This is a genomic window from Ruegeria sp. BG8, assembly GCF_056538325.1.
In genome coordinates this window covers 65,793-89,870 of sequence record NZ_JBQFSZ010000007.1, presented here as the reverse complement: position 1 = coordinate 89,870, position 24,078 = coordinate 65,793, and the positions used below count along the sequence as shown (strand labels likewise).

Annotated in this window: 23 protein-coding genes; 9 read left to right on the top strand and 14 right to left on the bottom strand. The window is 56.4% G+C overall.

Annotated features, from left to right (window positions below; translation table 11 throughout):
* Positions 1-42: 42 nt before the first annotated feature.
* The 7 genes from addA to regB form a co-directional block, all read right to left on the bottom strand.
* Positions 43-3,402, bottom strand: a complete 3,360-nt coding sequence (gene addA / locus ACR0DG_RS14585; RefSeq protein ID WP_480699422.1) for a double-strand break repair helicase AddA — start codon at positions 3,400-3,402, stop codon at positions 43-45.
* Positions 3,399-6,326, bottom strand: a complete 2,928-nt coding sequence (addB, locus tag ACR0DG_RS14580) for a double-strand break repair protein AddB (RefSeq protein WP_480699424.1) — start codon at positions 6,324-6,326, stop codon at positions 3,399-3,401. Before addB ends, addA begins: the two co-directional genes overlap by 4 nt.
* Entirely contained in the window at positions 6,319-7,005 is a 687-nt protein-coding gene (locus tag ACR0DG_RS14575) for a nucleotidyltransferase family protein (RefSeq protein ID WP_480699426.1), read from the bottom strand. Before ACR0DG_RS14575 ends, addB begins: the two co-directional genes overlap by 8 nt.
* Positions 7,002-8,006 (bottom strand): aminoglycoside phosphotransferase family protein, encoded by a 1,005-nt coding sequence (locus ACR0DG_RS14570; RefSeq protein ID WP_480699428.1) that lies wholly within the window; start codon positions 8,004-8,006, stop codon positions 7,002-7,004. The genes ACR0DG_RS14575 and ACR0DG_RS14570 overlap by 4 nt, the downstream gene beginning before the upstream one ends.
* The gene (gene tsaE, locus ACR0DG_RS14565; RefSeq protein ID WP_480707201.1) at positions 8,003-8,476 is read right to left on the bottom strand and encodes a tRNA (adenosine(37)-N6)-threonylcarbamoyltransferase complex ATPase subunit type 1 TsaE; all 474 of its coding nucleotides are present in this window, start codon (positions 8,474-8,476) and stop codon (positions 8,003-8,005) included. The genes ACR0DG_RS14570 and tsaE overlap by 4 nt, the downstream gene beginning before the upstream one ends.
* Positions 8,477-8,517: 41 nt before the next feature.
* The gene (locus ACR0DG_RS14560) at positions 8,518-10,026 is read right to left on the bottom strand and encodes a PAS-domain containing protein (protein ID WP_480699432.1); all 1,509 of its coding nucleotides are present in this window, start codon (positions 10,024-10,026) and stop codon (positions 8,518-8,520) included.
* Between the two features lie 65 nt (positions 10,027-10,091).
* The gene (gene regB / locus ACR0DG_RS14555; RefSeq protein ID WP_480699434.1) at positions 10,092-11,489 is read right to left on the bottom strand and encodes a sensor histidine kinase RegB; all 1,398 of its coding nucleotides are present in this window, start codon (positions 11,487-11,489) and stop codon (positions 10,092-10,094) included.
* Between the two features lie 92 nt (positions 11,490-11,581).
* Between regB and ACR0DG_RS14550 the strand changes: the two genes are divergently transcribed.
* The 3 genes from ACR0DG_RS14550 (at position 11,582) to ACR0DG_RS14540 (ending at position 13,359) form a co-directional block, all read left to right on the top strand.
* Positions 11,582-12,202, top strand: a complete 621-nt coding sequence (locus ACR0DG_RS14550) for an SCO family protein (RefSeq protein WP_480699519.1) — start codon at positions 11,582-11,584, stop codon at positions 12,200-12,202.
* An 86-nt stretch (positions 12,203-12,288) separates the two neighbouring features.
* Positions 12,289-12,843 carry an ActR/PrrA/RegA family redox response regulator transcription factor gene (locus tag ACR0DG_RS14545; RefSeq protein WP_480699436.1) on the top strand — a complete coding sequence of 185 codons (555 nt, stop codon included), beginning with the start codon at positions 12,289-12,291 and terminating at the stop codon, positions 12,841-12,843.
* Between the two features lie 144 nt (positions 12,844-12,987).
* Complete coding sequence (locus ACR0DG_RS14540; protein WP_480699438.1) at positions 12,988-13,359, top strand: VOC family protein; 372 nt, start codon at positions 12,988-12,990, stop codon at positions 13,357-13,359.
* Between the two features lie 52 nt (positions 13,360-13,411).
* Here the strand turns inward: ACR0DG_RS14540 and ACR0DG_RS14535 are convergent, their stop codons facing one another.
* Positions 13,412-14,218, bottom strand: a complete 807-nt coding sequence (locus ACR0DG_RS14535; protein ID WP_480699440.1) for a hypothetical protein — start codon at positions 14,216-14,218, stop codon at positions 13,412-13,414.
* Positions 14,219-14,369: 151 nt separating this feature from the next.
* Complete coding sequence (locus ACR0DG_RS14530) at positions 14,370-14,963, bottom strand: HD domain-containing protein (protein ID WP_480699442.1); 594 nt, start codon at positions 14,961-14,963, stop codon at positions 14,370-14,372.
* Between the two features lie 205 nt (positions 14,964-15,168).
* On the opposite strand from ACR0DG_RS14530, the gene ACR0DG_RS14525 reads away from it, so the two are divergent.
* From ACR0DG_RS14525 to ACR0DG_RS14515, 3 genes are all read left to right on the top strand, one after another.
* On the top strand, positions 15,169-15,489 hold the full coding sequence (locus tag ACR0DG_RS14525; RefSeq protein WP_480699444.1) for a hypothetical protein: 321 nt from the start codon (positions 15,169-15,171) through the stop codon (positions 15,487-15,489).
* A gap of 101 nt (positions 15,490-15,590) precedes the next feature.
* A complete protein-coding gene (gene ahcY / locus ACR0DG_RS14520) occupies positions 15,591-16,979 on the top strand; it encodes an adenosylhomocysteinase (protein ID WP_480699446.1) in 1,389 nt (462 codons plus the stop codon).
* 13 nt (positions 16,980-16,992) lie between these two features.
* Positions 16,993-17,739: an extensin-like domain-containing protein gene (locus ACR0DG_RS14515; RefSeq protein ID WP_480699448.1), complete on the top strand. Its 747-nt coding sequence runs from the start codon at positions 16,993-16,995 to the stop codon at positions 17,737-17,739.
* A 36-nt stretch (positions 17,740-17,775) separates the two neighbouring features.
* Here ACR0DG_RS14515 and ACR0DG_RS14510 read toward each other — a convergent pair whose 3' ends face one another.
* The gene (locus ACR0DG_RS14510; RefSeq protein ID WP_480699450.1) at positions 17,776-18,852 is read right to left on the bottom strand and encodes an L-dopachrome tautomerase-related protein; all 1,077 of its coding nucleotides are present in this window, start codon (positions 18,850-18,852) and stop codon (positions 17,776-17,778) included.
* 92 nt (positions 18,853-18,944) lie between these two features.
* Here ACR0DG_RS14510 and ACR0DG_RS14505 point away from each other — a divergent pair, with 92 nt between their 5' ends.
* Together ACR0DG_RS14505 and ACR0DG_RS14500 are read left to right on the top strand one after the other, a co-directional pair.
* Positions 18,945-19,847, top strand: a complete 903-nt coding sequence (locus ACR0DG_RS14505; protein WP_480699452.1) for a LysR family transcriptional regulator — start codon at positions 18,945-18,947, stop codon at positions 19,845-19,847.
* A gap of 115 nt (positions 19,848-19,962) precedes the next feature.
* Positions 19,963-20,304 carry a DUF2853 family protein gene (locus ACR0DG_RS14500; RefSeq protein WP_480699454.1) on the top strand — a complete coding sequence of 114 codons (342 nt, stop codon included), beginning with the start codon at positions 19,963-19,965 and terminating at the stop codon, positions 20,302-20,304.
* A gap of 200 nt (positions 20,305-20,504) precedes the next feature.
* On the opposite strand, the gene ACR0DG_RS14495 is transcribed toward ACR0DG_RS14500, so the two are convergent.
* Genes ACR0DG_RS14495 through tsaD form a run of 4 tightly spaced genes read right to left on the bottom strand, consistent with a single transcriptional unit; the run spans position 20,505 to position 23,246 of the window.
* Complete coding sequence (locus tag ACR0DG_RS14495; RefSeq protein ID WP_480699456.1) at positions 20,505-20,927, bottom strand: EVE domain-containing protein; 423 nt, start codon at positions 20,925-20,927, stop codon at positions 20,505-20,507.
* A complete protein-coding gene (locus ACR0DG_RS14490; RefSeq protein WP_480699458.1) occupies positions 20,927-21,196 on the bottom strand; it encodes a YciI family protein in 270 nt (89 codons plus the stop codon). The genes ACR0DG_RS14495 and ACR0DG_RS14490 overlap by 1 nt, the downstream gene beginning before the upstream one ends.
* A gap of 2 nt (positions 21,197-21,198) precedes the next feature.
* Positions 21,199-22,155: an NAD(P)H-dependent glycerol-3-phosphate dehydrogenase gene (locus ACR0DG_RS14485; protein WP_480699460.1), complete on the bottom strand. Its 957-nt coding sequence runs from the start codon at positions 22,153-22,155 to the stop codon at positions 21,199-21,201.
* Entirely contained in the window at positions 22,152-23,246 is a 1,095-nt protein-coding gene (tsaD, locus tag ACR0DG_RS14480; RefSeq protein WP_480699462.1) for a tRNA (adenosine(37)-N6)-threonylcarbamoyltransferase complex transferase subunit TsaD, read from the bottom strand. Before tsaD ends, ACR0DG_RS14485 begins: the two co-directional genes overlap by 4 nt.
* Before the next feature lie 97 nt (positions 23,247-23,343).
* Between tsaD and ACR0DG_RS14475 the strand changes: the two genes are divergently transcribed.
* The gene (locus ACR0DG_RS14475) at positions 23,344-24,057 is read left to right on the top strand and encodes a uroporphyrinogen-III synthase (RefSeq protein ID WP_480707199.1); all 714 of its coding nucleotides are present in this window, start codon (positions 23,344-23,346) and stop codon (positions 24,055-24,057) included.
* The last annotated feature ends 21 nt before the right edge of the window (positions 24,058-24,078 follow it).

Genomic DNA, 24,078 nt, shown 5'->3' with positions numbered 1-24,078 from the left:
GGTAAACTCGGGATCAGAACGTAGGGTCGCGATGGCCCAAGGTCAAGATATCTGGGTGCGCGCCAAGGCATCCGTCACAATATCGTGTGGCAGCCACATCAAATCCGCGGTTCGAGTCCAAAGAATTGCCGTGCTGATTTTCCGATCCGGGTAAATCTGTGCCAAAGCGTTGGCATAGGCCCCCATCTGACGCAGCAAACCCTCGGGGCAGGTTTCGGGGCGATCTGGAACGGTGGCATTTGATTTAAAATCAACCACCTGTACCTCGTCTTCGGTCACGATCAATCTGTCTATCACGCCGTGCATCCTTTGCCCGTTCAGATCTGCGGTCACCGGAACCTCGGCCAGAGCGTCTTTGGCAAAAACCGCCTGCAGGTGTTCTGCGGTCAACACCATCTGCGCCTCGTTTAGCAGCTCCTGACGTTCCAAGGCGGGTGTGTCGGGCAGAATCCTTTCGCTAAGCTGCGGCCAATCTGCCTGGGATATCGAAGGTAAATGTTCCAGCAACAGATGCAGGCGCGTGCCGCGCAGCTTTGCTGCCTCTTCATCTTGTCCCGCGTCCCCGGCAAGGGCTTTGGCCCCACCAAGATCCGATGGGCTGAGCGTTTTCGTCTCGGGCAGCGCGTCCTGGGCCGGGACCAGGAACATAGCTGGCAGATCTGTTTGCGAAACGGTGGCTTCGTCATGTTTGATCAAAGGAAGCCCATCCCAATCGCCATGAGACAGTCGTAAGGTTTCGGTGCCGGGAACAGCTGTGGCCCCTGCCCGTTCCATCGCGGCCTTTATCATCTGGTACCAGCTTGTGCCGTCTTTTCCGACATCACCCGCAGCACCAACGATCAACCATTTCTCTGCGCGCGTCATGGCGACGTATAACAGGCGCAACCGCTCGTTTTCTTCGCGCTGGCGCGCCTCGGCACGGGCGCGGGTAATCAGATCAGGTGATGCGTCAGCCGGTACCTTCCAGACGGGCATTCCGTCGGACACCATGATTTCCGCATCGCGCGGCGCCTGTCGTTTGCCCGTGTCAGGCAGAATGACGATTGGTGCCTCCAACCCTTTTGAGCCGTGCACCGTCATCACACGGATCATGTTGCCGACCCCACTCATCTGCCGTTTGATTTCCAGATCGTCGGTCTGCATCCAGACAAGAAATCCGGTCAAACTGGGGATATCGGTGCGTTCGTAGGCCAGCGCCTGAGACAGCAGGGCGTTTATGCCGTCTTCGGCTTCAGCCCCCAAACGGCCCAGCAGTTTGCGACGCCCGTCGTGTCGGGTCAGGATTCGTTCGATCAGATCATAGGGGCGCAGAAAATCAATCTGACCGCGCAGATCGTTCAAAATGGCTAGTGTTTCGGGGAAGTCGTCGGCTCGGCTGCGCAGCGCGGCCCAAAGATACTGTTCCCGACGCCGGTGCGCCAGATCGAACAATTGCTGCTCGTTCCAGCCAAACAGGGGTGATTTCAGCACGGTTGCCAGCGACAGGCTATCTTCGGGCGTCGCAAGAAAGCTGAGCAATGCGGCCAGATCCTTGACCGCCAGTTCCGCACCAACCTTTAAGCGATCAGCGCCTGCAATCGGCAATCCTTCGGCCTTGCATGCGCGGATGATTTCGGCAAACAGGTCCGAGCGGCGTTGAACCAGAACCAGAAAGTCCCCCGGCTGCACAGGGCGTCGGATAAACCTGCCGGGTACGTCGCTGTCGTCGGGAACAGTTTCGCCACCGTCGATCATCGCCTTGATTGAACACGCTACTTTTTCGGCAAGGATCACTGTGTGGTGACGCGCGCCAGGTCGATCGACCGGATCAGTCCAGTCCGTGTCCTCAGCATCGTCGACCTTTTCCACGACAGGCCAAAGGTCGACCCGACCGGGAAGATCAGCCTTAAACGCCCGGTGCTGACTTTCTTTGTGAAATCCCGCCTCCGTCCGGTTTTCGAACAGAATATCGACCAGAGACAGGATCGCGCTGGAAGACCGGAAAGAATACTCTAACGTCGAATCCCACAGTTTAGAGCCTGATTCAGATAGTTTTCGCCCAAACTCTGCCTGCATCCGATCGAACGCCTTAGGATCGGCGCCCTGAAAAGAATAAATCGACTGTTTCTTGTCCCCGACCACAAAGATCGTCCGCTCGACACCCGAACGGGCCCCCTCGCCGCTGGTAAATTCCTGAGCCAGTTTCTCGACCACATCCCATTGATCCGGGCTGGTATCCTGAGCCTCGTCCACCAGAATGTGGTCGATCCCGCCATCCAGCCGGTACAGTACCCATTCCGCCACAGCTGGGTCGTTCAAAACTTGCCTTGCCCGCAGGATCAGATCGTCAAAGTCCAGCCAACCGCGAAGTTGCTTGCGTCGTTCGTATTCTGGTAAAAACGTCGCTGCGAACCGGTGCAGGACATGCGTTTTGCGCGCGGCCACCAGTGCCAACCGCTGCTCGCGGGCGGCTTCAACCCGCAGCATCAGCGCCTCGAGCTGTGGCATCTGACCTGCAAGTATCCCTTCACGCAGTGCCTTGGTTGGAAAACTGTTGATCTTGGCGGTAAAGGGCTCTTTCGCGGCTTTGCCCGTCAGAAAAACGCTTTCCAGCAGTGGAAGGTGGGTAATGTGCGCTTGGGTAAAAGCATCCAGTTTCGCTGCGGCTTTGGCGTTGTTCCCACCACTTTCGGATAGCGCGGGCAGGATTGAGCGGATCAGCTCGACTTCGCCGCCCAGAAAGACGCGGTCTTTCAAAGCGTCTTCATCGAATCCGTGGGGCAATCCGAAACGCTCAAGGATGTCGTTCCAGTCTAAGGGATGCAAAAAGTAACTGCGTTTTTGCGATATGGCAGAGGTCAGGTTTTCAAACCCGGTGTCCGTCACGAACCGCGCAACATCTTCAATCAAGCTGACTTGCACACCTTCGGCAAAGTCTGAGACGATCTCTTCGCGCAGTAAGGCGGCTGCCCGGTCCTCCATCTCGGTGAATTGGGGGCTGACACCTGCCTCAAGGGGAAACCGGCGCAATAGCGAGGCGCAGAACGAGTGAATCGTCTGTATTTTCAACCCGCCTGGCGTTTCGATGGCGCGGGCAAACAACGTGCGCGCCTGAGCCAAACGATCAGGGGTTAGGTGGCCCAGAACTCCAAGATCGGTCAGTTGCGCCACCAAACGATCGTCACCCAGCATCGCCCATTCACCCAGCCGTTTGAACAGACGGTTCTGCATCTCGCTGGCGGCCGCCTTGGTATAGGTCAGGCACAGAATGTGCTGCGGCTGCACCCCGTCCAGCAACAGCCGTGCTACCCGATCGGTCAACACGCGGGTTTTTCCAGACCCCGCATTCGCCGCCAACCAGGTCGAGGCATCAGGCCGGGCGGCCTGAACTTGACGTTCGGTGGCGTCGTTGCGGGCGCTCATGTTAAATCCTCAGGCGTTGTCTCGTCTGTCCGATCCCATTCTCCGAACCGGGCCAGATGATCATAGTCGCCAATATCGGTGTCCTTGTGCAGCATACGGCGGGAAGAAAAGCCTTGTTCAGGGTCTAAATAAGCAGAAATCAACTCTTTTAACTCGGCAAGTACCTTGTCAGTCGGTTCCTTCAGTAGCGGAGCGGGAACCTCTTTATAGCTGCCGCCCATACCGATAAAGATCGCTTCGGCCACGGGCAGTGGATCAAAGCCTTCGATCCCGCCTTGTTCGGCAATTGCGGCTTCGATCAGCAATTGTTTGTCGAACTTGCTTTGTTGGCTTTCGGTAGGGGGCGCGCCCGTTTTATAGTCCACGATCCGCAACCCGCCCCTGCTGTTCACATCAATCCGGTCGGCGCGACCTGCAATGGTGAAATCCAACGGGCTTAGTACAAGTTTCATTGCGGCCTCGAACGCGACCGGGCCGCCATCGCCACGACGGGCGGCTTCGGCATTCAGAAAGTCGTCTGCGATCCGTTCCAGCCGCGCGAGCCAGAGTTTGCGTGCCGTAGGCCATGCCACGTGCTGGTCCAGTAGTGTTTCAGCTCGTTTCAAGAAGTTTTCGCGGGTCAGTAGCGCGCTGTCCAGCACGCTGTCCTTCACGAAATGCTCCAATATCTCGTGGATTACGATTCCGCGCAGCAAAGCATCCGGAGCCTGCACAAGCGGGTCCAGCGGCTTGAGGCGAAGCACATGTTTGGCGTAAATCGCATAAGGGTCGCGGATCAGTCGCTTGATCTCGGTAACACTCAGGCGGCGTGGTCGGGCAGAGACAGGTGGACGCGGTGAAGGACGTGGTGCAGGCATGATCGGCGGCGCGGATTCAAGCTTGCCAGCCCAATCAAGCCATTGCTGACCTCGGGTTCGCATCGCGACAAGCGCATCCGGACCGCCCTGCCCCGGCAACCCTTGCAGCAAATTCGTCAAACGGTTCAGCCACCGGGATGGTACAGTTTCCGCATCGTCGGACCGTGATGCGCGCGTCAGCCAGACCTCAGGCGCGCCAATGGCCTGTTGAAAGTCGTGCGCCGACAGCCCGATACGCCGTTCTGGCAGCAGCAAACCGGCTTTGTTGCGCATTTGCCGGTTCAGCCAGGGATCGGGTGCCGGGGCTTCGGGCCAGCTGCCTTCGTTCAATCCCCCCAGGATAAGAAGATCAGCGCCTTGAACCCGCGCCTCAAGCGTACCCCAGATCATAATGCGCGGGTGTGGTGCGTCACGGTCGCGGACCTCTTCGCCAGCCAGCAAGGCACCTAAAAGATCCGCAAAGTCATGCGCGGTCATAGTACCGCCGTGATGGGCTTCATTTTCGAGTGTGGTCAGAACGGACAGCGCTTTTTGACCTGCATTCTTGTCCCAAAGCGTTCCGGTTTTGCCCGTGCTTCCGGCCGAGATACCCTCGGCCAGTTGCCTCAGGCGCGTGACCCAATCAGACAAGGAAAGTGCGGCAGTCACGGTTTGGTCGCAAAAGTGCTGGTTCAGCCAGCGAACCCAGTCATCCGGGACGTCCTTGCGGACTGCAAAAGCTGTAAGGCTGATGCTATCCGGAAACGGAGGCCCGTGCCGTCGCAAATCCAGCTCAAGATCACGCGCATGCAGTAGATGAGCGCCGCGGTTTTCGCCGTCATGGCACAAAGGATGTTTGAGCAGGGTCAGCAGCGCTTCGCCGTCAAGCCGACGCACGAACAGGCCCGCCACATGGCGCAGAAACCGGCCTGGTGGCGACAGTTGCAGCGGTAATCCCGCGCTGTCGTCGGGCAGAATGTTCCAGCGATCCAGTGCTGCACTGACCTGCCGGGTCAGCATGCGGTCAGGTGTAATCAATGCTGCGGTTTGCCCGGTTTCGGCGGCCTCGCGCAGACGCAGCGCAATGGCCAGCGCCTCATCCCGTGGCGATTGCGCTTCGACCAATGTCAGATCAGCGGTCGCGCCGTCCAGATCTGTTAGTGCGGGTCCTTCGGACATCCATGCATCGGTGATTGGTGCGGGGCGTAATGCCAGTGAAATCAACTTGTTGCGCGCGGCCGAGGGCGGCTGATCTTCGGTCCAATGCTTGATCTGACCGGGCTTCAGATCAAGCTGGGTCATCAGTTTGCGAAACCGGTACTGCGGATGGTCTTCTGAACTCAACGCGTCGTCCAACCCATGCCAAACATGATCCGGTTGGTCGAAATCGTAACCGGGCAGGATCAATGCGCCTTGCGGTAGGCGGGCGATGGCCTCCATCAACATCAATGTTGTTCCACGAGAGCCGGTGGATCCCGCAAGGATAACGGGATGTTGCGGGGGTTCATGCTGCCATCGCTCAATCAGGGTCTCAACGACCCGTCTTTGTCGCGCCTGCGCGTCCAGTGCGTCACCACCTGTATCCACAAACTGGTCCGCGATCCCGACAAAGGCCTGAGTACGCGCCCAGTGACCCGACATATCGCTGACATCAAGATTGCGGATGGCGTCCGTAGAAACACCTTCGCCCTGCATCTCGTCAATCAGCGCGGCGAGGCTGTCGGATAAATCGAACAAGGATGATCGTGCGGCCAGATCAGGCTGCTGGTCCAATAGTTTCGCGACAAGCTGGGTCAGTTCAAGCCGCCGCCGCAAGGCTGGAATTGCCGGGGGAATCTGCGCAAGATCGACGCTTTCTCCCAGATCGGTCACAAGTGATATCTGGGGCAAAAGGGCCGCCGGACCTTGGTCAAACAAGTCACGCACCCTGCGCGCCATTCGCCGCGTGTTGACCACAAGCTGGACGCCAGCCAACACTTCTGGAGCCATGTCTTGGGTTCGCGCACGCAAACCTTCTACCAGCGCTTTGGGGAAATCACTTCCCGGTGGAACAGCATAAACACGCGGATGAGCGTTGGGATCAAACATCGGCCAGCAGCCCTTCGGCCAACGCAATCCCTTCGGGTCTACCCACATCGCACCAACGACCGGGATAGGTTATGGCGAACAGTCGGTCTTTTTGATGCATGCGATCCCATAAAACATTCAGCGAAAAGGCTTTGTCTGGAATATCAGCCAAGCCTTCTGTTTTCATGATCTGCGCGCCGCCATAGATCAATTCTCCGCCGCGTGTGATGCGACCGGAACTGTCCGCGGTAAAATCACCGGTTCCCGCATGCCCAATTGTCTGCGAGATCGGGATGCACATCAATAACGCGTCCATATTCTGGGGATCCCACGCGTCGCGCAGCATCGTCAGCGGATTAGGCCCGGACCAGATAGCGTCCGAGTTCAACGTAAACACTGTATCAGTGTCTAACAAAGGCAAAGCGGCACGCAATCCACCGCCAGTTTCGAGAATGCCCGGTTCTTCATACGACAGCAAAACGCCCTTCGGCGCGAGATGTTCTGTAAGCTGATCAGGCAAATAGTGCAGGTTCGCGACCTTGCGCACAGGTTCAAGGTCGCTGGTCAGATCAAGCGCGTGATCAATCAACGGGCGCCCAGCGCACTCGATAAGCGGTTTGGGTCGATCTTTGGTCAGCGCACCCATGCGGGTTCCGAACCCGGCTGCAAACAGCATGATTGCCTCGGGGGAACGGGTCATTTTGATCGAAGCCTGTCTAGGTTTTCAGAAGTCGGCCGGGGCAGGGCATCGCGAACAAGATCAGCCACTGTAATCAGCGCAGGGTGTTCCAGATCTCGCATCAGATGCGCCCATGTCGCTGGAATAAGGTCAATATATTTGGGTTTTCCATATTCGGTCGCGAGGCGCGCAAAGCCACCGAGGATTCGCAAGTTCCTTTGCGCGCCAAGCACAGCATATGCCGTGCGAAAGTCGTGGTCGTTTATGCCGGTTTCCGAGATATACCGGCTGACCATCTGCATTTCCGTTCCAGGCGCCACATCTCGGCGCACGTCTTGCAACAACGAGACGAGGTCGTAAGCGGGATGACCCAACATAGCGGTTTGAAAGTCCAGTAACCCGACCCGCGAGACGCCAATACGTTCAGGTAACCAGATCAGGTTTTCTGCGTGGTAATCCCGTTGGACGACAACTTTAACCCCGGACGTTTCCCGGTGCAAAATATCTGCAAACCTGTCTTCGAACCGCACCCGGACGTCTTCATCATGTGAGCCGTCCACAGATTGGGCGTATTTTGTGAATGACAGGGCAGCAAGCTCGGTCATCAGGGCCGGGTCATAAGACTGCAGCGGTAGTGTTGGGGCTTCGTGGAGCGCTATCAGAACATCCGTTGCTGCCTGGTACAGCTCGCGCTCTCTTTCGGGTGTTTTTTTCAAAACCCGGGCGAACAGATCGTCGCCCAAATCTTCGAGCAATAAAAACCCGAATTCGGTATCTTCGGCGTATATTTCAGGTGCGCTCAATCCGATTGATCTGAGGTGGTTGGCCATGCGCACAAACGCCTCTACGGGTTCTGCTTGCCCTGGAGGGGAGTCCATCAATACGGCTGTTTCGCCCGTTTCGCGGATTGTAAGCCGTTCATAACGGCGGTTTGAGGCATCCCCGGCAAGAGGGGCCCTGTCCGTATTGGCCCATCGGGTCTGAGCGATCAGTGCTTCGGCCACTACTGCCCGGTTTGTCATGCGGCGCTCTCCAATTTTCCTGACCATTTGACATCTGTCCAAGTAAATGTCACATGCCGTTTTTCCAACGTGTTAGGGTCTGTTTTGAACTGTATTGTCAAGGCTGACGCCGGCCTTAGGGCACCCAGCTTGTCCGGCCATTCGACCAAGCAGATCTCAGTATCGAACGCTTCGATCAATCCCAGCTCGTCGACCTCTTCCAATGCGTTCAGGCGATAAAGATCGCAATGCCAGATTTCACCCAAGCTGGTTTCGTAGGTCTGAACCAGTGTAAACGTGGGGGATGGTACATCCTCTAGGGGTGTCATGACCGATTGGATCAGGCTGCGGGCAAAATGTGTCTTTCCACTGCCAATTTCACCTTCAAGAAGAACGATGTCACCGGGCTGCAGGTTTTGGCCTAAACGGGCCGCCAAAGCAGCCGTTTCTGCAGGTGAATTCAAGGTCATTACTAAAGGCGCAGTCGTCATGGCGCCACAATGACCGCGCGGTCGGCTCGCTGCAACCCGGTTCAGGCGCTGATCCGTTGATCCTCTGATCGGGCAGCGACGGCATCCTCGGTTGCAAAGCTAACAATCGTCGCGCCATTTTGCATTGGACACACGATACAGGTTAGCCGCTGGCCTTCGCGTGTCCGCAATTGCGCAGACCACTCAACCCGATGGTCGCGCATTTCGATAAACTCACGGATTTCTCCGAAAACCGGCGAGGCGGCACATTGATCTTGCCATTTACGTGTAACTTCCAGGACTGTGTCCGGCTCAAACCCGGTGTCGCCCGTGTCGCCCCAGAGTTCTTGATAGGCAAAGTTGGTAAGCGCAAGCGTTCCGTCATCAGCAAAAACAGCGACGGCATCGGCGAGCTTGTCGAGAACGGACTGCATAAGATCCATCTCAGAGCGGAAACGCCGGGTGAGGGTGATCTCGGCCGTGATGTCTTCAAATAAAAAGGCCACGGCACCATCGGGATGTGGACGACCGCTGACAGAATAGACCGACCCGGACGGCAGAGACCACGTTTCCTGATAGTTACCGTCTTCAGCCGCCTCAAGCAGGTCATTCATCTGACTGCGCCAACTGCGATAATTCTTGGGTTCCGGCATCATGTGCTGGTCCCGCAGCCTGTCGAAGAAACTGGACAGACTGGGGCGGCAACTTAGGAAATCCGGGGGCAGGGTGGTCAGATCAATCAGGGCGGGGTTGAACAGCGCCAGTTGCCGGTTTCGGTCGAAAATGGCCAACCCAATTGACAACTGTGCAAAGGTCTTTGTCATCGTTTGCACGAATTTTCGCTGCGCCGTTTCGGCGTCGACAATCGCGTTGATGTCAACGGCATAGCACAGATGCCCCTCGGGATGATTTACCAGCGTCAGGTCGAACCACAGCTTGTTTTGAGTGGTATCCGACGAGATTGAAACACGTGTCTTGGCAGTTGGCCGGTTTTCGTTATCAAAGCCCGGAAATAAAGGGGCCGTCAGGTCGGTATCTTGCCCCCGTACCTTGCGCACCAGCGATACGTAAGCGGCGTTGCACCAACGCACACTATCTTGCGCATCAAGCAGCCAGACGGGGTAGGGCGCGCGCTCCATCGCAAGGCGGATGGGATCGTTCGCTTCGCGGTGAACAGTCGCCGGGCACTGGCTGCTCTCGCGCAGACGGACACGGAAAATGCCGTCAATCCATTCGCACAGCACGTCGCGCTCGACCGTGCAATCGATGGCCGGGACGACCATCCGGCCTTCTTGTTGGATGAGCTCGGGTTTTTCAGGGAAAGCCGGGAAGTCGCGGTGTAAAAGGCGGCGCAAGTCGGACCAGGTTCGAATATCCTCGAACCCTTCCAGCGCGATATCGGAATGGCTGATTAACCTTTCACCGTCGAACAGAAAAACCGGATCGAACAGAGAGTTGGGTGAGGACAGGCCAAAGTTGTCACCCCTGTGCCGGCGGCGCGGCAAAAGCCACTGAACGGCCAGACCGGCAGATACCAAGCTGATTACGGCCAGGATAATCCAATCGACCATGCGCGCGCCCTAAACAGAAAACACCGCAGCGCAGTATGGTTACCAATGGTTAACGAGGTCTTAATTCACACTTCAATGCGTTGATTAACACCCGAAGGCACAGGCGTATCGCCAAGCTGCGCATCGACCAGATTACGCGGCCACGTCACGCGCACGATCGCACCCCGGCGTTCGGGGTTGTCCGACAGGGTTTGGTAGGGATCAGAGCCATTGGCAAAATCCAGTTCGGCCCCGCTGCGTTCCAACAGCGTTTTCGCGATGAACAGTCCCAACCCCATCCCTTCATATTCCGGGCGCGTGCGCTGCTCGGTCTCGGCCCGGCGACGTCGCATGAACGGGTCACCAATCCGGCCGATCATCTGCGATGGGTACCCGCGCCCGTCATCCATGATTTTGACGGTGATCTGCGTCGGGCTCCATTCAGCCTCGACCCAGACATTCGCTCGGGCGAAGTCGACGGCATTTTGTATCAGGTTTCGCAGGCCATGAATGATTTCAGGTTTGCGCAGGATTGAAGGCTGCTGCACATCCCCGTCGCCAACCGGTCCTTCGGCGAATTGAACGGATTTGCCACGATGTATATGCGGCTCAGCCGCTTCGTGAACCACTGTTGACAGCGGAGCTTGCCGCAGATGCAGGTCATCTTTCCCGGCCCGGCCCATATCGCGAAGAATGTCGCGGCAGCGGTTGGCTTGTTCTCGGATCAGCGCGGCGTCTTCCTTGAGGTCCGGGCGATCGTCAAGTTCTTCGATCAGCTCTGAACTCGTCAACTTGATCGTGGCAAGAGGTGTTCCCAGCTCATGCGCGGCTGCGGCGACGACCCCGCCCAGGTCCGTCAGTTTCTGCTCTCGGGCCAGTGCCATATGTGTGGCCGATAACGCCTCGGACATGGACTGAACCTCAGAGCTGACGCGGTGGGAATAGGCCCCCAAAAACACGATTGCGATGACAATTGCAGCCCAGTTTCCAAACAGTAAAATATCCGGAATATCCAGATCCATGCCGCTGTCAGTGCGCAATGGTATGTGGAATTCGGCCAACAGCGAGGTCAGGATGATCGCCACCAAACCAATGATCATGGTTGACCGCGTGGTCATCACACTGGCCGAGATCGTAACAGGGCCCACCAACAGCAACGCAAACGGATTGTTGAGACCGCCGGTCAGGTAAAGCAGAACCGTTAGCTGCAGCAGGTCGAACAAGACCATCAGAAAGTTTTCAAACTCAGAAAGCCGCTTGTTTCGTGGAAAAATCAGGATCGCCGTCAGGTTTCCCATGATCGAAATGCCGATGGCCAGATAACACAGCATAACGTCTAGCTGCACACCATAGGTCTGTTGTGCGACTGTGATGGCGGTGATCTGGCCAACAATGGCCACCCAGCGCAACAGGATCAGCGTTCGCAGTCGGATCCAGCTGCTGCGTTCCTGTCCGCGCCACAATGTGATGTTGGAATTGGCCATTGGTCGACTATGTCCTGTTGCATCGGCTGATCATCTTGATAGGTGTCCCGGCCGAAACGATCAACAACCCCTCTGATCTCAGGATTAATGTCATGGTCCGTCTTTACGCTATTCTTGCTGCTGTTGTTCTGGCCATTGGTATGGGTGCCATGTGGCTGCTGACGCGCGGCCCCGGTTCGGATGACAAGTTCGCTCAATGCCGATCAAGCCAGATCGCAGGTGGAACCGCAGCAATCGGAGGGCCGTTCGAATTGATCAACGGCGCTGGTGAAACGGTCACTGATACCGACGTGATTACCGAGCCAACACTGGTCTATTTCGGCTATACATTCTGCCCCGATGTTTGCCCGTTCGATATGTCCCGCAACGTCGAGGCCGTGGATGTTTTGGCAGAACGCGGTCAGTCGGTCACACCGCTTTTCATCTCGGTCGACCCGGATCGTGATACACCCGAAGTGGTGGCAGACTATGCCTTTAACCTTGGTGGCAAGACGATCGCGCTGACGGGAACGCCCGAGCAGATCAAGGCTGCCAGCCAAGCCTACAAGACCTATTACAAGGCGCATGACAAAAGCGATGAATACTATCTGGTGGACCATTCGACCTTTACCTACCTGGTCACTCCGCAGGATGGTTTCATCGAATTTTTCAATCGCAACGACAGTGCCGGGCAGATGGCCGATAAGGTCGGATGCTTTCTGGACAAGATCTAGCCTGAAACACGCTGTTTGACCTTTGCAATGGCGCTGCTATTACTCATGTTTAAGCCAAATGCGTGAAATAGCGGAAAGAATAGAATATGGCGGACAGCTCTGACCTGGATATCGGCCCCGACAAATCCCTGCTATTGGTTGATGATGACGAGCCGTTTCTGAGGCGGCTGGCCAAGGCAATGGAGAAACGCGGCTTTGAGGTTGAAACCGCAGGTTCCGTCGCTGCAGGCCGCGCGATCTCGACAGCGCGCCCTCCTGCTTATGCCGTGGTTGACCTGCGGCTCGAAGATGGAAACGGGCTGGATGTGGTCGAAGTGTTGCGTGAAAAACGCCCCGACAGCCGGGTCGTGGTTCTGACCGGTTACGGAGCGATTGCCACCGCCGTAGCGGCCGTCAAGATCGGTGCAACGGACTATTTGTCGAAACCTGCAGACGCCACAGATATCACCAACGCCCTGTTGGCCAAGGACGACGAATTACCGCCGCCGCCCGAAAACCCCATGAGCGCCGACCGCGTGCGCTGGGAACATATCCAGCGGGTCTATGAATTGTGCGACCGCAATGTCTCGGAAACCGCGCGCAGGCTGAACATGCATCGCCGGACTTTGCAGCGGATCTTGGCGAAACGCAGCCCGCGTTGAGTTGAGGTCTTACACCGGCAGATCTGGAGCCCAGTAGTTTACGGCTGGCCTGATTTCGACTGTCACAGCTTCGTGACTTGCACCTCCGCGCCCTGAGGCCAAGTGTCCGTCTTGGAAGAACACTTAACAAGACAGGAATCTCACATGATCGGCTATGTGACCATCGGCGTTTCGGATATGGAGCGCGCGAAGAAGTTTTATACGGATCTGCTCTCGGATCGCGATGCAAAGGTTACGTTTGATGCTGGTCGCATAGCGTTCATCGGCAATGAACCGGGCGCGCCTATGTTGGCTGTCTGTGAACCCTATGATGGCGGTGACTGCGCGCCGGGGAATGGCACCATGGTTGCGTTTTCCGCCGACTCGAAAGAGCACGCACAGGCGATGTATGAAAAGGCAATTAGCCTTGGCGCCACCGACGAAGGCGAGCCGGGTCAGCGCGTTCCGGATGTTTTCTACGGTGCCTATGCCCGCGACGCGGACGGCAACAAGCTCTGCTTTTACGTTTTCGGTTAAAGCTGCGCCAGAAGGGGCCGTAGGGCTCTATTTGTCGAGCGGGATACGAAAGCTAAACCGGCGCATCGGAGGGGTCGATACCACATTTTCTGCACAATTTGTGGAGGAAACTGTCCACGGGTATTTTCCCTCCGTAATTTCGCCGAATTAGCGCTCTTAGGTTTGTGGAGTATAGATGGATTGACATAGAATTTGTTGGAATTTGGATATCTGACTTGTTTAAGAGCGCAGCTTTGTGCCGTGCTTTTATTGGGTAAAGGACCTCACTACTGGATGAATACTTCACTTCCCCGTTCAGGTTCATGAAGTAACGCAGAGCATCCGGACCATAAGTACCCCAAGGAAAAAACTCCGGTTGAACCGGGAGGTTCTTGCTTAGATGATCTTTTCGCATCTTTTCGTCCCACCAAGGGGGAAATTCATCATTCTTCGACGCGAATTTTATCAATTGACTGAGGGTCTGGCTTTGCTTTGGCAAAGCCAAAACGCTGTTCATAATGGTTTTCCCAACGCCACCAAATAAGAAACCGTTCTGCGTTTCGAGAGTACGGAGCGGATAAACATCAGTGTCCACCCAAATGAAGTCGGTCTTTTTCAATAGGTGCATACGAAAAATATCTGCATGCAAAGCAGGGCTTCCACGCAGAATACCACTGCCAACTTTTTGGCGCAGAGTTTCTTGAGTCTCATAAATTTCGTTTGCATTGGCCGCAATGGCAAAGGGCGGCATATTTTGAATTGGATTGTACGAATAGAGCGTCACTCTTTGTCCAATGTCATCGAATGCTTTGAGGCAAAGCAGGTCGAGAAAACTCAAACGTTCACCAATCCAAAGCGAGGCAATTCTATTTCGCTCCATGTCGAGCTCTCCTAAGTCTGCAAGTGTCTCTCGCATAGGCTTGTTTGGAGATCAACGGCCAGCAGGTCTTCTAACTCTGTGCAAGAGATTTTGGATGTTGTTTAGAAGTGAAAATAGCAAGTTGAAAAATACCCTAACATAATGATCTTGATCAAATTCTGCTCATAAGCTGGCTGTGCTTGTCTTCAAAAGCCCGCCTAACCTGTACGGGTGGGCGCAGTCTAATCATCAACCCGTCCATAACTGACTTATCCGGACGGCCAAAGAACTTGGACGCCTCGGCCTCGGAGAAACCTGCGATCTGGGTTGCTTCCATCCAGGCGCTGATTTTGTCGGCTTTTTTAATTTGCCGCTTCACCGTTTTCGGTACGGCTGCGGGCAGGCCAAAGCGGATGTGGATTGCTGCGGCAAGCCGATCATCCAGTGCCCCATAGCCCGGCCCCACTGCGGACTTGACCGGAGATATCATGTCGCCAATCACATATTCGGGTGCATCATGTAACAACGCCGCAAGCCGCCATTTTACCGGCGCATTGGGCGCGATGCGGCCAAAAAGCTCTTCGACCAGAAGTGAGTGCTCGGCCACGGAATAGGCGAAATCACCTGCCGTCTGGCCGTTCCACCGGGCCACAAACGCCAGACCATGCGCGATATCCTCAATCTCGATATCTACGGGCGTTGGATCCAACAGGTCCAGCCTGCGGCCTGATAGCATTCTCTGCCATGCACGTGGTTGTGTTGCCATTATGCCATGCCCCGTCTGAACAGCCGCGATTGCGCCGCATTTTTGTGGTATGGTTTACCTGTCAAGATCACCAGCTGCCAACTTTTTCTTGAGCATTCGTGCTTTGAACAAGTGCGCGGTGATACCGACATGAAGTACCGAGGGGGGCGCATGCTTCTCCCGGTGTGCCCCTCTCGATCGAAACTCGTATCGAAAGGAGCTTGTTATGTTCAAGCGTTTGTTTGGAATTGCCCTGGCCTTTGGAATGGCTGCCACTGCCCCCCCTGCTTTTGCTCAGCAGCAAAATTGCGCGCAGCGAGAGCACGTGGTCGCCAAATTGCAGGACAGTTATTCAGAACAGCTGGCCTTTGGTGGATTGCAGAAATCGCGCGGCGGGCAATCGGTTATGGAGGTTTGGACCTCAAAGGAAACGGGAAGCTATACCGTTTTGGTGACCCATGCGAATGGCGTAAGTTGCATCGTCGCCGTTGGCACCGATTTTTTCGAAGCGATCCCCAAGATCAAGGTAGAAGGCACGCCAAGCTGATTATGGCGGCATAAAATCCCGTTTCCGGCCATCGTCGTTGCCACGTCCGCAAAGGGATGTTAGGGCAACCCGGACCAAGATTTACCGGAATGGAGTACCTGATGGCCGGGGACTATATCGTAAAAGACATTTCATTGGCCGGGTTCGGCCGTAAAGAACTTGATATTGCTGAAACGGAAATGCCGGGGCTGATGTCCTTGCGTGCCGAATATGGCGAAAGTAAACCATTGGCAGGGGCCCGTATTGTCGGTTCGCTGCACATGACAATCCAGACCGCAGTTCTGATTGAAACACTGGTTGCGCTGGGCGCAGATGTGCGCTGGGCGTCGTGCAACATCTTCTCAACCCAGGACCACGCTGCCGCCGCGATCGCCGAGGCTGGTATCCCCGTCTTCGCCATCAAGGGCCAGACGCTGGAAGAGCATTGGGATTACCTGGACAAATCCTTCCTGTTCGAGGACGGCCCGAACATGATCCTGGATGATGGCGGCGACGCGACGCTGTACATCCTGCTGGGTGCCCGCGCCGAAGCAGGTGAAGACATCATCCCCGTTCCGGGTTCGGAAGAGGAAGAGGTGATCAAGAAACAGATAGCCAAACGCATGGCTGCCTCACCCGGATGGTTCACAAAGATGCGTGACCAGATCCAGGGCGTGTCCGAGGAAACCACCACCGGTGTGAACCGTCTGTATCAACTGGTCAAAGACGGTCACCTGCCGTTCCCGGCGATCAACGTGAATGACTCGGTCACTAAGTCGAAATTCGACAACAAATACGGCTGTAAGGAATCGCTGGTCGACGGTATCCGCCGCGCCACCGACACCATGATGGCCGGCAAGGTCGCTGTCGTGTGCGGCTATGGCGACGTGGGCAAAGGCTCGGCCGCGTCGCTGGCAGGGGCCGGTGCCCGTGTGAAGGTTACCGAAGTCGACCCGATCTGCGCGCTGCAAGCTGCAATGGACGGGTTCGAAGTCACGCTTCTGGAAGACGAAGTCGCATCGGCGGATATCTTCATCACCACCACCGGCAACAAGGACGTGATCCGCATCGAGCATATGCGCGAGATGAAGGACATGGCTATCGTCGGCAACATCGGTCACTTTGACAACGAAATCCAAGTTGCCAGCCTGAAGAACCACAAATGGACCAACATCAAGGAACAGGTGGACATGATCGAGATGCCCTCGGGCAATCGTCTGATTCTGCTGTCCGAAGGCCGTCTGCTGAACCTCGGCAACGCCACCGGGCACCCATCCTTCGTGATGTCGGCATCCTTTACCAACCAGGTTCTGGCGCAGATTGAGCTGTTCACCAAAGGCGACCAGTACGAAAACAAGGTCTACATCCTGCCCAAGCATCTGGATGAAAAAGTCGCGCGTCTGCATCTGGATCGTATCGGCGTGAAGCTGACCCAGATGGATAGCGAACAGGCAGCCTATATCGGCGTAAAACCCGAAGGCCCCTATAAGCCCGAGCATTACCGCTACTGATCGCGGATCGGGTATGACCAAACGCAAAGGACGCCGCCGGATATTGCATCTGGCGGCGTCTTTCTTTTCGATCATCGTATTTCTATTTCTTGTTGGGTCGGGTGGGTATTTGCTCCTGGCGCACCCAAAATCCCCACTTCCTGCGCATTGGAACCCTTTGCGGGACTTGTCCCTGACCGCTCCTGTCACGCCGGTCACGAAGTTCCAGTTGAACAAGGCGCTGGCGGATGAGGCGCAGTGCCGGGTGACACTTTCACAGGCGGATATCGCGTTTTCCGAGATGGAGGATCTGGTGGTTGATCGCAATTGCGGCATTGCCGGGCGAGGTTTGCTGTCGGGGTTGCGAACTGCCCGCGTCAGCGGGGTTGAGACTCGTTGTACAACAGCTCTGCGTTTGGCGATGTGGGAGCATCACGTGGTTCAGCCCGCTGCGCGGGACCTGTTGGGGACTGACGTACGCGCCTTGCGGCATCTGGGTAGCTACAATTGCCGCCGCATGCGCACGGCGCAGGGAGAAAACAGCGGATGGAGCAGTCACGCAACGGCGGACTCGATTGATATTGCCGGGATTGAGCTGGCGGATGGTAGAACACTCAGTCTGCTGCGAGGCTGGGCCGAGCCGGGACCTGAATCAGAGTTTCTGCACCGAATTGGGAAAGGGGCCTGTGACTGGTTTCGCGTGGTGCTGGGCCCGAACTTCAATCGCCTGCACGCGGATCACTTCCATCTGCAAGGCCCCGGTTGGGGCTATTGCCGATAGGTGTCCCGGCCCCACATTGCAGGGCCGGGAGTTTCTTTAGCGTCCGCTGACCGCGTCAGACAGCGATTTGAACCGGACGATCTTGTAGATGCCTTTTGATGCATCCTCGCCATTGTTCAGAACGGGTGAGCGGTGCAACTCGTTAATCGTGGCGTAGACATATCCATCCGCACCGATCGAGAATCCGTCTGGCCACGGCAATTCATCATCCGACTGGAACAGCACTTCATAGCTGCCATCCGGTTTGGTGACACCCAGCGCATTGTCCGTCATCGCGGTGATATAGACGTTGCCGCCGGTATCCACGGTCGAACCATCCGAGATCGGCTTGTCGCCATAGCGCTCAACCTTGGCCTCAAGATCCGCGTCCGACAGGCTTTCGTCCAGCAGTGCGGCGGTTGGGATGCGGTACATTGCGCTGGCCGTCATGGGCGCGAAATAGACCCATGTGTTGGTCGGATCGACGGTGATCGGGTTGATGCCGATCTTGGCGGGATTGCCGCCCAGTGTGATCTCGCGCCCGTCGATGACCATCGGGGTATCTTCAGGAATCGTATATTTAGAGCCTTCCAGAACCCGCCGCGCGCGCCCGGTCTCCAGGTCAACCACGATGATGGCCGAGTTCTGACCGTCACCTGTATCCGAGATGTAGATGGCCCCATGATCGCGGTCCACGGCCAGATCGTTCAGGAACGATGTCGGGCGCGCAACAGGTGCGCCGATATAATGGATCGCATGCAGCGTCTCGGTTTTGGTGTCCCAACCAACAACGCGCCCGGTCTGGTTTTCACCCTGACCGTCCAGCATCCACAGGATACCATCGCGGTCAGCCCGCAGACCCAGAACGCCGTTCAGCCCGTCGGCGTCATCTTTCGGTGCGCGGGCCCATTTTTCGGTCGGGTAAGGCTTGGTTGACCCATCGGGCATGACCTCAACCACCCGCAGTTCGGGGCCGTAGAATTCATGCACCGACATGAACATGCGCCCGTCCGGGCCAATAGCCAGGTTGCCCGGGGGCATAGCTTTTTCGAACTCAAGGTATGTTTCCAGCTCGGCGGCAGCAGCCGGCAGAGCAAGCGCTAGGGCGCATACACTGGCGTAAAGGGATTTCATCTGTTCCTCCTCTGATGATTGCAGAGCAGATACCATTTGAATTTTTTGCCGATAACTGGCTGAATTTCAAAACCAGTGTTAGGATTTTTCGAATGTACCATGTGAATGACCTGATGACCTTTATTTCCGTGGCCAAAACAGGCGGAGTTGGTTCGGCCGCCAAGGCCCAGGGCCTGTCCGCGGCGACAGTCAGTCATCGCATTACAAAATTAGAAGAAGTTCTGAACCTCAAACTGTTTCACCGCAACAGCCGCAAGGTACAGTTAACGAATGAGGGGATGATCTTTCTGGACCGGATTGAACCAATTCTGGCCGAACTGCGCGAAGCCGAATTGGACGCAGGAAGCGGAACCGGGGCATTGCGTGGGCATTTGCGGGTTACGCTGTCTCCTTGGATATTGTCTCGGTTCGTTATGCCGCAGATGGAGTCGTTTCAGCGTGAACATCCCGACCTTTCGATCGAGTTTCTGGCAGTGGATCGCTATGTATCGTTGGTGGATGAGGGGATCGATTGCGCCATTCGCGTTGGTCAGATGGCCGACAGCACGCTCAGAGCCCGCAAGCTGAGTGACAATGATCGGATCATCTGTGCGTCACCTCGATTTTGCAAAACATACGGCACCCCGCAAGTGATCGAAGATCTTCGGGTTATGCGCTGGGCGTGTTTGCCGTGGCAAACGCGGCTAGAGATCACGGGGCCGCATGGTGCCGGTCAATTTTCAATTCCACGCGGGATTGCGGTTTCAAACTCGGACATGTTGACCGAGGCTGCTGTGCAAGGTCTGGGTTTGGCCGTTAAATCCCGCCTGGCCGTTCAGCGAGAGCTGGAAAGCGGCGCGTTGGTTGAAATAATGCCGGGTGTTCTGCGGTCGCCGGATGCGCCCATATCCTTTGTTCACGCGGGCAATGCGACACCGGGTCGAAAGGTGCGCGCCTTTTCAGACTTAGCCAGCCGCGCCTTTGAAAAACCGGTTGGTTCGAGACCGGCTGCTTAGGGGGAAACGGGAAAAATTTTCCCTTTGAGCGAACACATCCTCTGATTAAAATCCATGCACTTGTTTGAAGGACATGTGAAATCGTGGCGAAGGCCGCATTACGGGAGAATTATTCATGGGAAAACGCGACGAGTTGATCGCTAAATATGCCGAAGACCTGAAGTCCAAATGTGGAATGGACGCGGATATGGACCTGTTGACCAAGGTCACGATCGGTTGCGGCCCGGCGATCTATGACGCTGATGCGGCAACTGTGGCGGCAACGCAGGAAGGCGAGATTGAAACCGTCAAGAACAACTTCCTGATCAAAAAGCTGGGCCTTGCCGATGGCCCCGAGCTGGATGAAGCGATCAATAAAGTGCTGGAAACCTACGGCATGTCCGAGCGCAACAAATATCGCGCGGTCGTCTACTATATGCTGACCAAGCATTTTGGGAAAGAATCGGTTTACGGCTAAATCCACAAACCTGACGCCCGCTTCACCCGAGGTGGGCGTTTTCAATTTTAAGCAGTTGGTGTTTGTACTGACAGCCTAAAACCGACTAATGTACCAATGTGACCAGGATGGTCAGAACCGGAATTTCTATACGCGTGTGGTGAGTCGGGAGCACGCGGGGTAGGGAAGGTTCTGCATCCGTCGGAACCTTCCCTTTTTTCTCAATCCGCTTGTGTTTGTCCTAATTCGCAGATCACCTGCCATTCGGTATCTGTAACCGGTTGCACGGACAGGCGTGAGTTCTTGACCAATACCATGTCGCCCAACCGCTCGTCTGATTTGATCTGGTCCAGCGTTACCTCTGTCACAAAGGGTCGGATGGCTTTTATGTCCACGCATTCCCAACGATCGTCGTCGGTGGTGCTGTCAGGATGGGCTTCGGCGCAGACCTCGACGATGCCGACGATCGCTTTGTCCTTTTGGGAATGGTAAAAGAATCCCCGGTCGCCCATCTGCATCTGTCGCATAAAGTTGCGGGCCTGATAGTTTCGAACGCCGTCCCATTCTTCGCCTGCCTCGCCTTTTGCAACCTGTTGGTCCCAGCTCCAGGTGGACGGTTCGGATTTGAACAGCCAAAACGCCATTAGCCGACGACCTTTTTCCATGTAATCAGGTCAACTGATTGAAACAGACCTGCCTTGGCATAAGGGTCATTGTCCGCCCAGCTTTGCGCAGCGGCCATGTCTTCGACTTCGAGAATAATAAGTGAGCCGATCATAGCGTCCCCATCCAGCAGAGGGCCAGCCTGCGCCACAACGCCTGTTTCCTCGATATAAGCGAGGTGGGCGGCGCGATTGTCCAATCGGGTTTGCAACGCGCCGTCCTTGTCACGGGCGATAAGAGCGATCAGCATATTTATTCCTCCTTTAGGGGTCGGTTGAGCAGGGTTTCGATGGCTTGTGTTACGCTGTATGCGCCATGACTCAGATCGGCCACGGTGGCACTGATGGGCATATCCAGTCCTTCGGTCTTGGCAATGTCCGCCATGGCGCGTGCGGTGGCGACGCCTTCGACAGTTGTGTTGGAATCAAAGGGCTTCCTTAGACCCAAACTCAGGCCAAAACGATAGTTTCTTGACAATTCTGACGCACATGTGAGCACCAGATCGCCCAGTCCCGACAGGCCCATCAAGGTATCGGGGCGCGCACCCCGCATCAGCGCAAAGCGCTGCATTTCGGCGAACCCCCGGGTCATCAAGGCCGCGCGCGCGCTGTCGCCCAGCCCCGCTCCGATGGCCGCGCCGCATGCTATTGCAATAACGTTCTTGAGCGCGCCGCCCAGTTCGGCTCCGATGATATCGGTTGTGCGATACAGGCGCAGATTGCTTGTGGTGAGCGTATGCTGCAAACCCATCGCGTCGTCGGCACAAGCCAGTGTCAACGCAGTCGGAAGGCCCCGCGCGATATCATCAGCAAAGCTGGGACCCGTCAGCAAAGCAGGGCGCGCATCCGGGACAGTATCGCGAATGACCGAAATTGGTCCAAGGCCCGTGGACAGCTCAATCCCCTTGCAGCAAGCGACCAGCGTCTTTCCAGAAAGAACAGCAGCGTGGTCCAGCAGAGCGCCCCGAAGTTGCTGCATTGGGACTGAAACCAGGATCGTCTCACTCTCTGCGGCCTTCGCAATGTTCGAGGTGGCTGTGATGACGTCCGGCAAACGCATGCTCGGTAGCCGTGCGGCATTCTCGCGCCCGCCCTGCATAAGCTGCGCCTGCTCTGGATCCCGAGCCCACAGCGTGACGGGTCCGTTTCCCGCCAATGAAATCGCCAAAGCGGTGCCAAACGCCCCTGATCCCAGCACTGAAATGCTCATGCTTTGGCACCTTTTTTACCACTGCCCAACATGGCTGGACTGGTCTGATCCAAAGGCCACCGAGGGCGCGCGGTCAGATCCAGCCCGTCACGTGCGCCGGCCCGGAAACGCTCGAGCCCGGCAAAGGCGATCATGGCTGCATTGTCCGTGCAAAGCGCAAGTGGTGGGGCCGTGAAACGCGTGCCTTTTTCATGCGCAACAGTCTCTAACACGGAACGAATGGGCGTATTTGCGGCCACACCACCGGCGACCGCGATCACAGGATCAGATGGGTTTTCTTCAAGATAGCTGTCAATCGCCCGTCGTGTTTTCTCGGCCAGAGTATCGACGATGGCCTGCTGAAATCCCGCGCATAGATCGGCGCGGTCCTGCCGTGTTAATCCGCCCTTTTCCGCCACGATCTGATCCCGCATGCGCATCAAAGCGGTCTTGAGGCCGGAAAAAGACAAATCACAACCCGGCCGATCCAAAAGCGGTCGCGGAAATCGGAACCGCTTGGGATCGCCGTTGCGGGCTTCGGCCTCGACCGAGGGGCCACCCGGCTGCGGCAGTCCCAAAAGGCGAGCGGTTTTATCAAATGCTTCGCCGGGTGCATCGTCGATCGTGCCCCCAAGGCGGGTGAACTGTTCTGGTCCGTGGGCGATCAGGTACTGGCAGTGTCCGCCCGAAACCAGAAGCATCAGGTATGGACAAGCGATCCCATCCGTCAATCGCGGTGTCAGGGCGTGCCCTGCCAAGTGGTTGACACCAATCAGCGGCAACCCGGTTGCCGCGCTGATCCCCTTGGCGCACATGACGCCGGACATTACGCCCCCGATCAGGCCGGGGCCGGCTGTTACGGCGATGGCATCCATGTCTGAAAGGGTAAGGTCTGCGGCCTTTAACGCCTGAATCACGCAAGTATCCAGCTTTTCGGCATGCGCGCGCGCGGCGATTTCGGGTACGACACCCCCATAGGCGCTGTGCAAATCGGTTTGTCCATGAACAATCGAGGATAAGATTTGCGTGCCATCACCGCCTTGGCGCACAACAGCAGCCGCTGTGTCGTCACAGCTGCTTTCCAGTCCGAGGACAGTAAGTGTTTGCACCATTGGCCTGATCCGTTAAACCTTGATTGCCAAGCGGGGTATCACCCTGTGCGGATGCAAACAATCCCAAGGCCCAAGGCGCCGACTGTTGTATTTGTTGATGACCCGCCCGCGCGCGGCCTCTGAAAGGTTCATCGCGCAGTTGCCAACCCGCGTCCGATCCCGGGTTGAAGTCATCTATTCTCCGATACTCGAGATCAAACCTCTGCCGGTCCAACAGCGCATTAACGACATACGTGGGTTGATTTTCACCTCGGCCAATGCCGTGAATGCTGCAGCGTCAATGGGGGTTGATCGATCCCTGCCTGCATATTGTGTGGGCTCTGCGACAACGGGAACGGCAAAAGGTGCAGGATGGGCCGCCAGTATGATGGGACAAACGGCTGAGGAATTGGTTGCCGCGCTTTTGCAAACCCGGCCGCAAAGCCCGCTGCTGCATCTAAGGGGTGAACACACACGTGGAAACATCGCCGAAAGGTTGACCGAATCCGGTCTGACCGTGACAGAGCAAGCCGTTTATCAGCAGAACCTGTTACCGCTGACACCAGATGCAGCGGCCGCTGCAGCAGGGAACATTCCTGTGATTGCGCCAATTTTTTCGCCCAGAACGGCGCGACATTTTGCCGACATTTGGTCCGGATCGGCCCCGTTATGGCTGGTTGCAATCAGCCAGGCCACCGCTGAACCCCTTTTTTCTTTGCCCCACGCGCGTCTGAAGATCGCGAAAGAGCCCACACCCAAGAAAATGCGGAAAGCCGTTAAAAAACTTGTGAAACATGCGTTGCGGGTTGAGGGCGACGAGGCCACCGATTAACTTAGTCAGGTCTGTTGTTCA

What these genes read in the sequence shown, in the direction of transcription:
- addA (WP_480699422.1), bottom strand. Translation starts at nt 3,402, where the DNA reads ATGAGCGCCCGCAACGACGCCACCGAACGTCAAGTTCAGGCCGCCCGG.
- addB (WP_480699424.1), bottom strand. Translation starts at nt 6,326, where the DNA reads ATGTTTGATCCCAACGCTCATCCGCGTGTTTATGCTGTTCCACCGGGA.
- ACR0DG_RS14575 (WP_480699426.1), bottom strand. Translation starts at nt 7,005, where the DNA reads ATGACCCGTTCCCCCGAGGCAATCATGCTGTTTGCAGCCGGGTTCGGA.
- ACR0DG_RS14570 (WP_480699428.1), bottom strand. Translation starts at nt 8,006, where the DNA reads ATGACAAACCGGGCAGTAGTGGCCGAAGCACTGATCGCTCAGACCCGA.
- tsaE (WP_480707201.1), bottom strand. Translation starts at nt 8,476, where the DNA reads ATGACGACTGCGCCTTTAGTAATGACCTTGAATTCACCTGCAGAAACG.
- ACR0DG_RS14560 (WP_480699432.1), bottom strand. Translation starts at nt 10,026, where the DNA reads ATGGTCGATTGGATTATCCTGGCCGTAATCAGCTTGGTATCTGCCGGT.
- regB (WP_480699434.1), bottom strand. Translation starts at nt 11,489, where the DNA reads ATGGCCAATTCCAACATCACATTGTGGCGCGGACAGGAACGCAGCAGC.
- ACR0DG_RS14550 (WP_480699519.1), top strand. Translation starts at nt 11,582, where the DNA reads ATGGTCCGTCTTTACGCTATTCTTGCTGCTGTTGTTCTGGCCATTGGT.
- ACR0DG_RS14545 (WP_480699436.1), top strand. Translation starts at nt 12,289, where the DNA reads ATGGCGGACAGCTCTGACCTGGATATCGGCCCCGACAAATCCCTGCTA.
- ACR0DG_RS14540 (WP_480699438.1), top strand. Translation starts at nt 12,988, where the DNA reads ATGATCGGCTATGTGACCATCGGCGTTTCGGATATGGAGCGCGCGAAG.
- ACR0DG_RS14535 (WP_480699440.1), bottom strand. Translation starts at nt 14,218, where the DNA reads ATGGAGCGAAATAGAATTGCCTCGCTTTGGATTGGTGAACGTTTGAGT.
- ACR0DG_RS14530 (WP_480699442.1), bottom strand. Translation starts at nt 14,963, where the DNA reads ATGGCAACACAACCACGTGCATGGCAGAGAATGCTATCAGGCCGCAGG.
- ACR0DG_RS14525 (WP_480699444.1), top strand. Translation starts at nt 15,169, where the DNA reads ATGTTCAAGCGTTTGTTTGGAATTGCCCTGGCCTTTGGAATGGCTGCC.
- ahcY (WP_480699446.1), top strand. Translation starts at nt 15,591, where the DNA reads ATGGCCGGGGACTATATCGTAAAAGACATTTCATTGGCCGGGTTCGGC.
- ACR0DG_RS14515 (WP_480699448.1), top strand. Translation starts at nt 16,993, where the DNA reads ATGACCAAACGCAAAGGACGCCGCCGGATATTGCATCTGGCGGCGTCT.
- ACR0DG_RS14510 (WP_480699450.1), bottom strand. Translation starts at nt 18,852, where the DNA reads ATGAAATCCCTTTACGCCAGTGTATGCGCCCTAGCGCTTGCTCTGCCG.
- ACR0DG_RS14505 (WP_480699452.1), top strand. Translation starts at nt 18,945, where the DNA reads ATGTACCATGTGAATGACCTGATGACCTTTATTTCCGTGGCCAAAACA.
- ACR0DG_RS14500 (WP_480699454.1), top strand. Translation starts at nt 19,963, where the DNA reads ATGGGAAAACGCGACGAGTTGATCGCTAAATATGCCGAAGACCTGAAG.
- ACR0DG_RS14495 (WP_480699456.1), bottom strand. Translation starts at nt 20,927, where the DNA reads ATGGCGTTTTGGCTGTTCAAATCCGAACCGTCCACCTGGAGCTGGGAC.
- ACR0DG_RS14490 (WP_480699458.1), bottom strand. Translation starts at nt 21,196, where the DNA reads ATGCTGATCGCTCTTATCGCCCGTGACAAGGACGGCGCGTTGCAAACC.
- ACR0DG_RS14485 (WP_480699460.1), bottom strand. Translation starts at nt 22,155, where the DNA reads ATGAGCATTTCAGTGCTGGGATCAGGGGCGTTTGGCACCGCTTTGGCG.
- tsaD (WP_480699462.1), bottom strand. Translation starts at nt 23,246, where the DNA reads ATGGTGCAAACACTTACTGTCCTCGGACTGGAAAGCAGCTGTGACGAC.
- ACR0DG_RS14475 (WP_480707199.1), top strand. Translation starts at nt 23,344, where the DNA reads ATGACCCGCCCGCGCGCGGCCTCTGAAAGGTTCATCGCGCAGTTGCCA.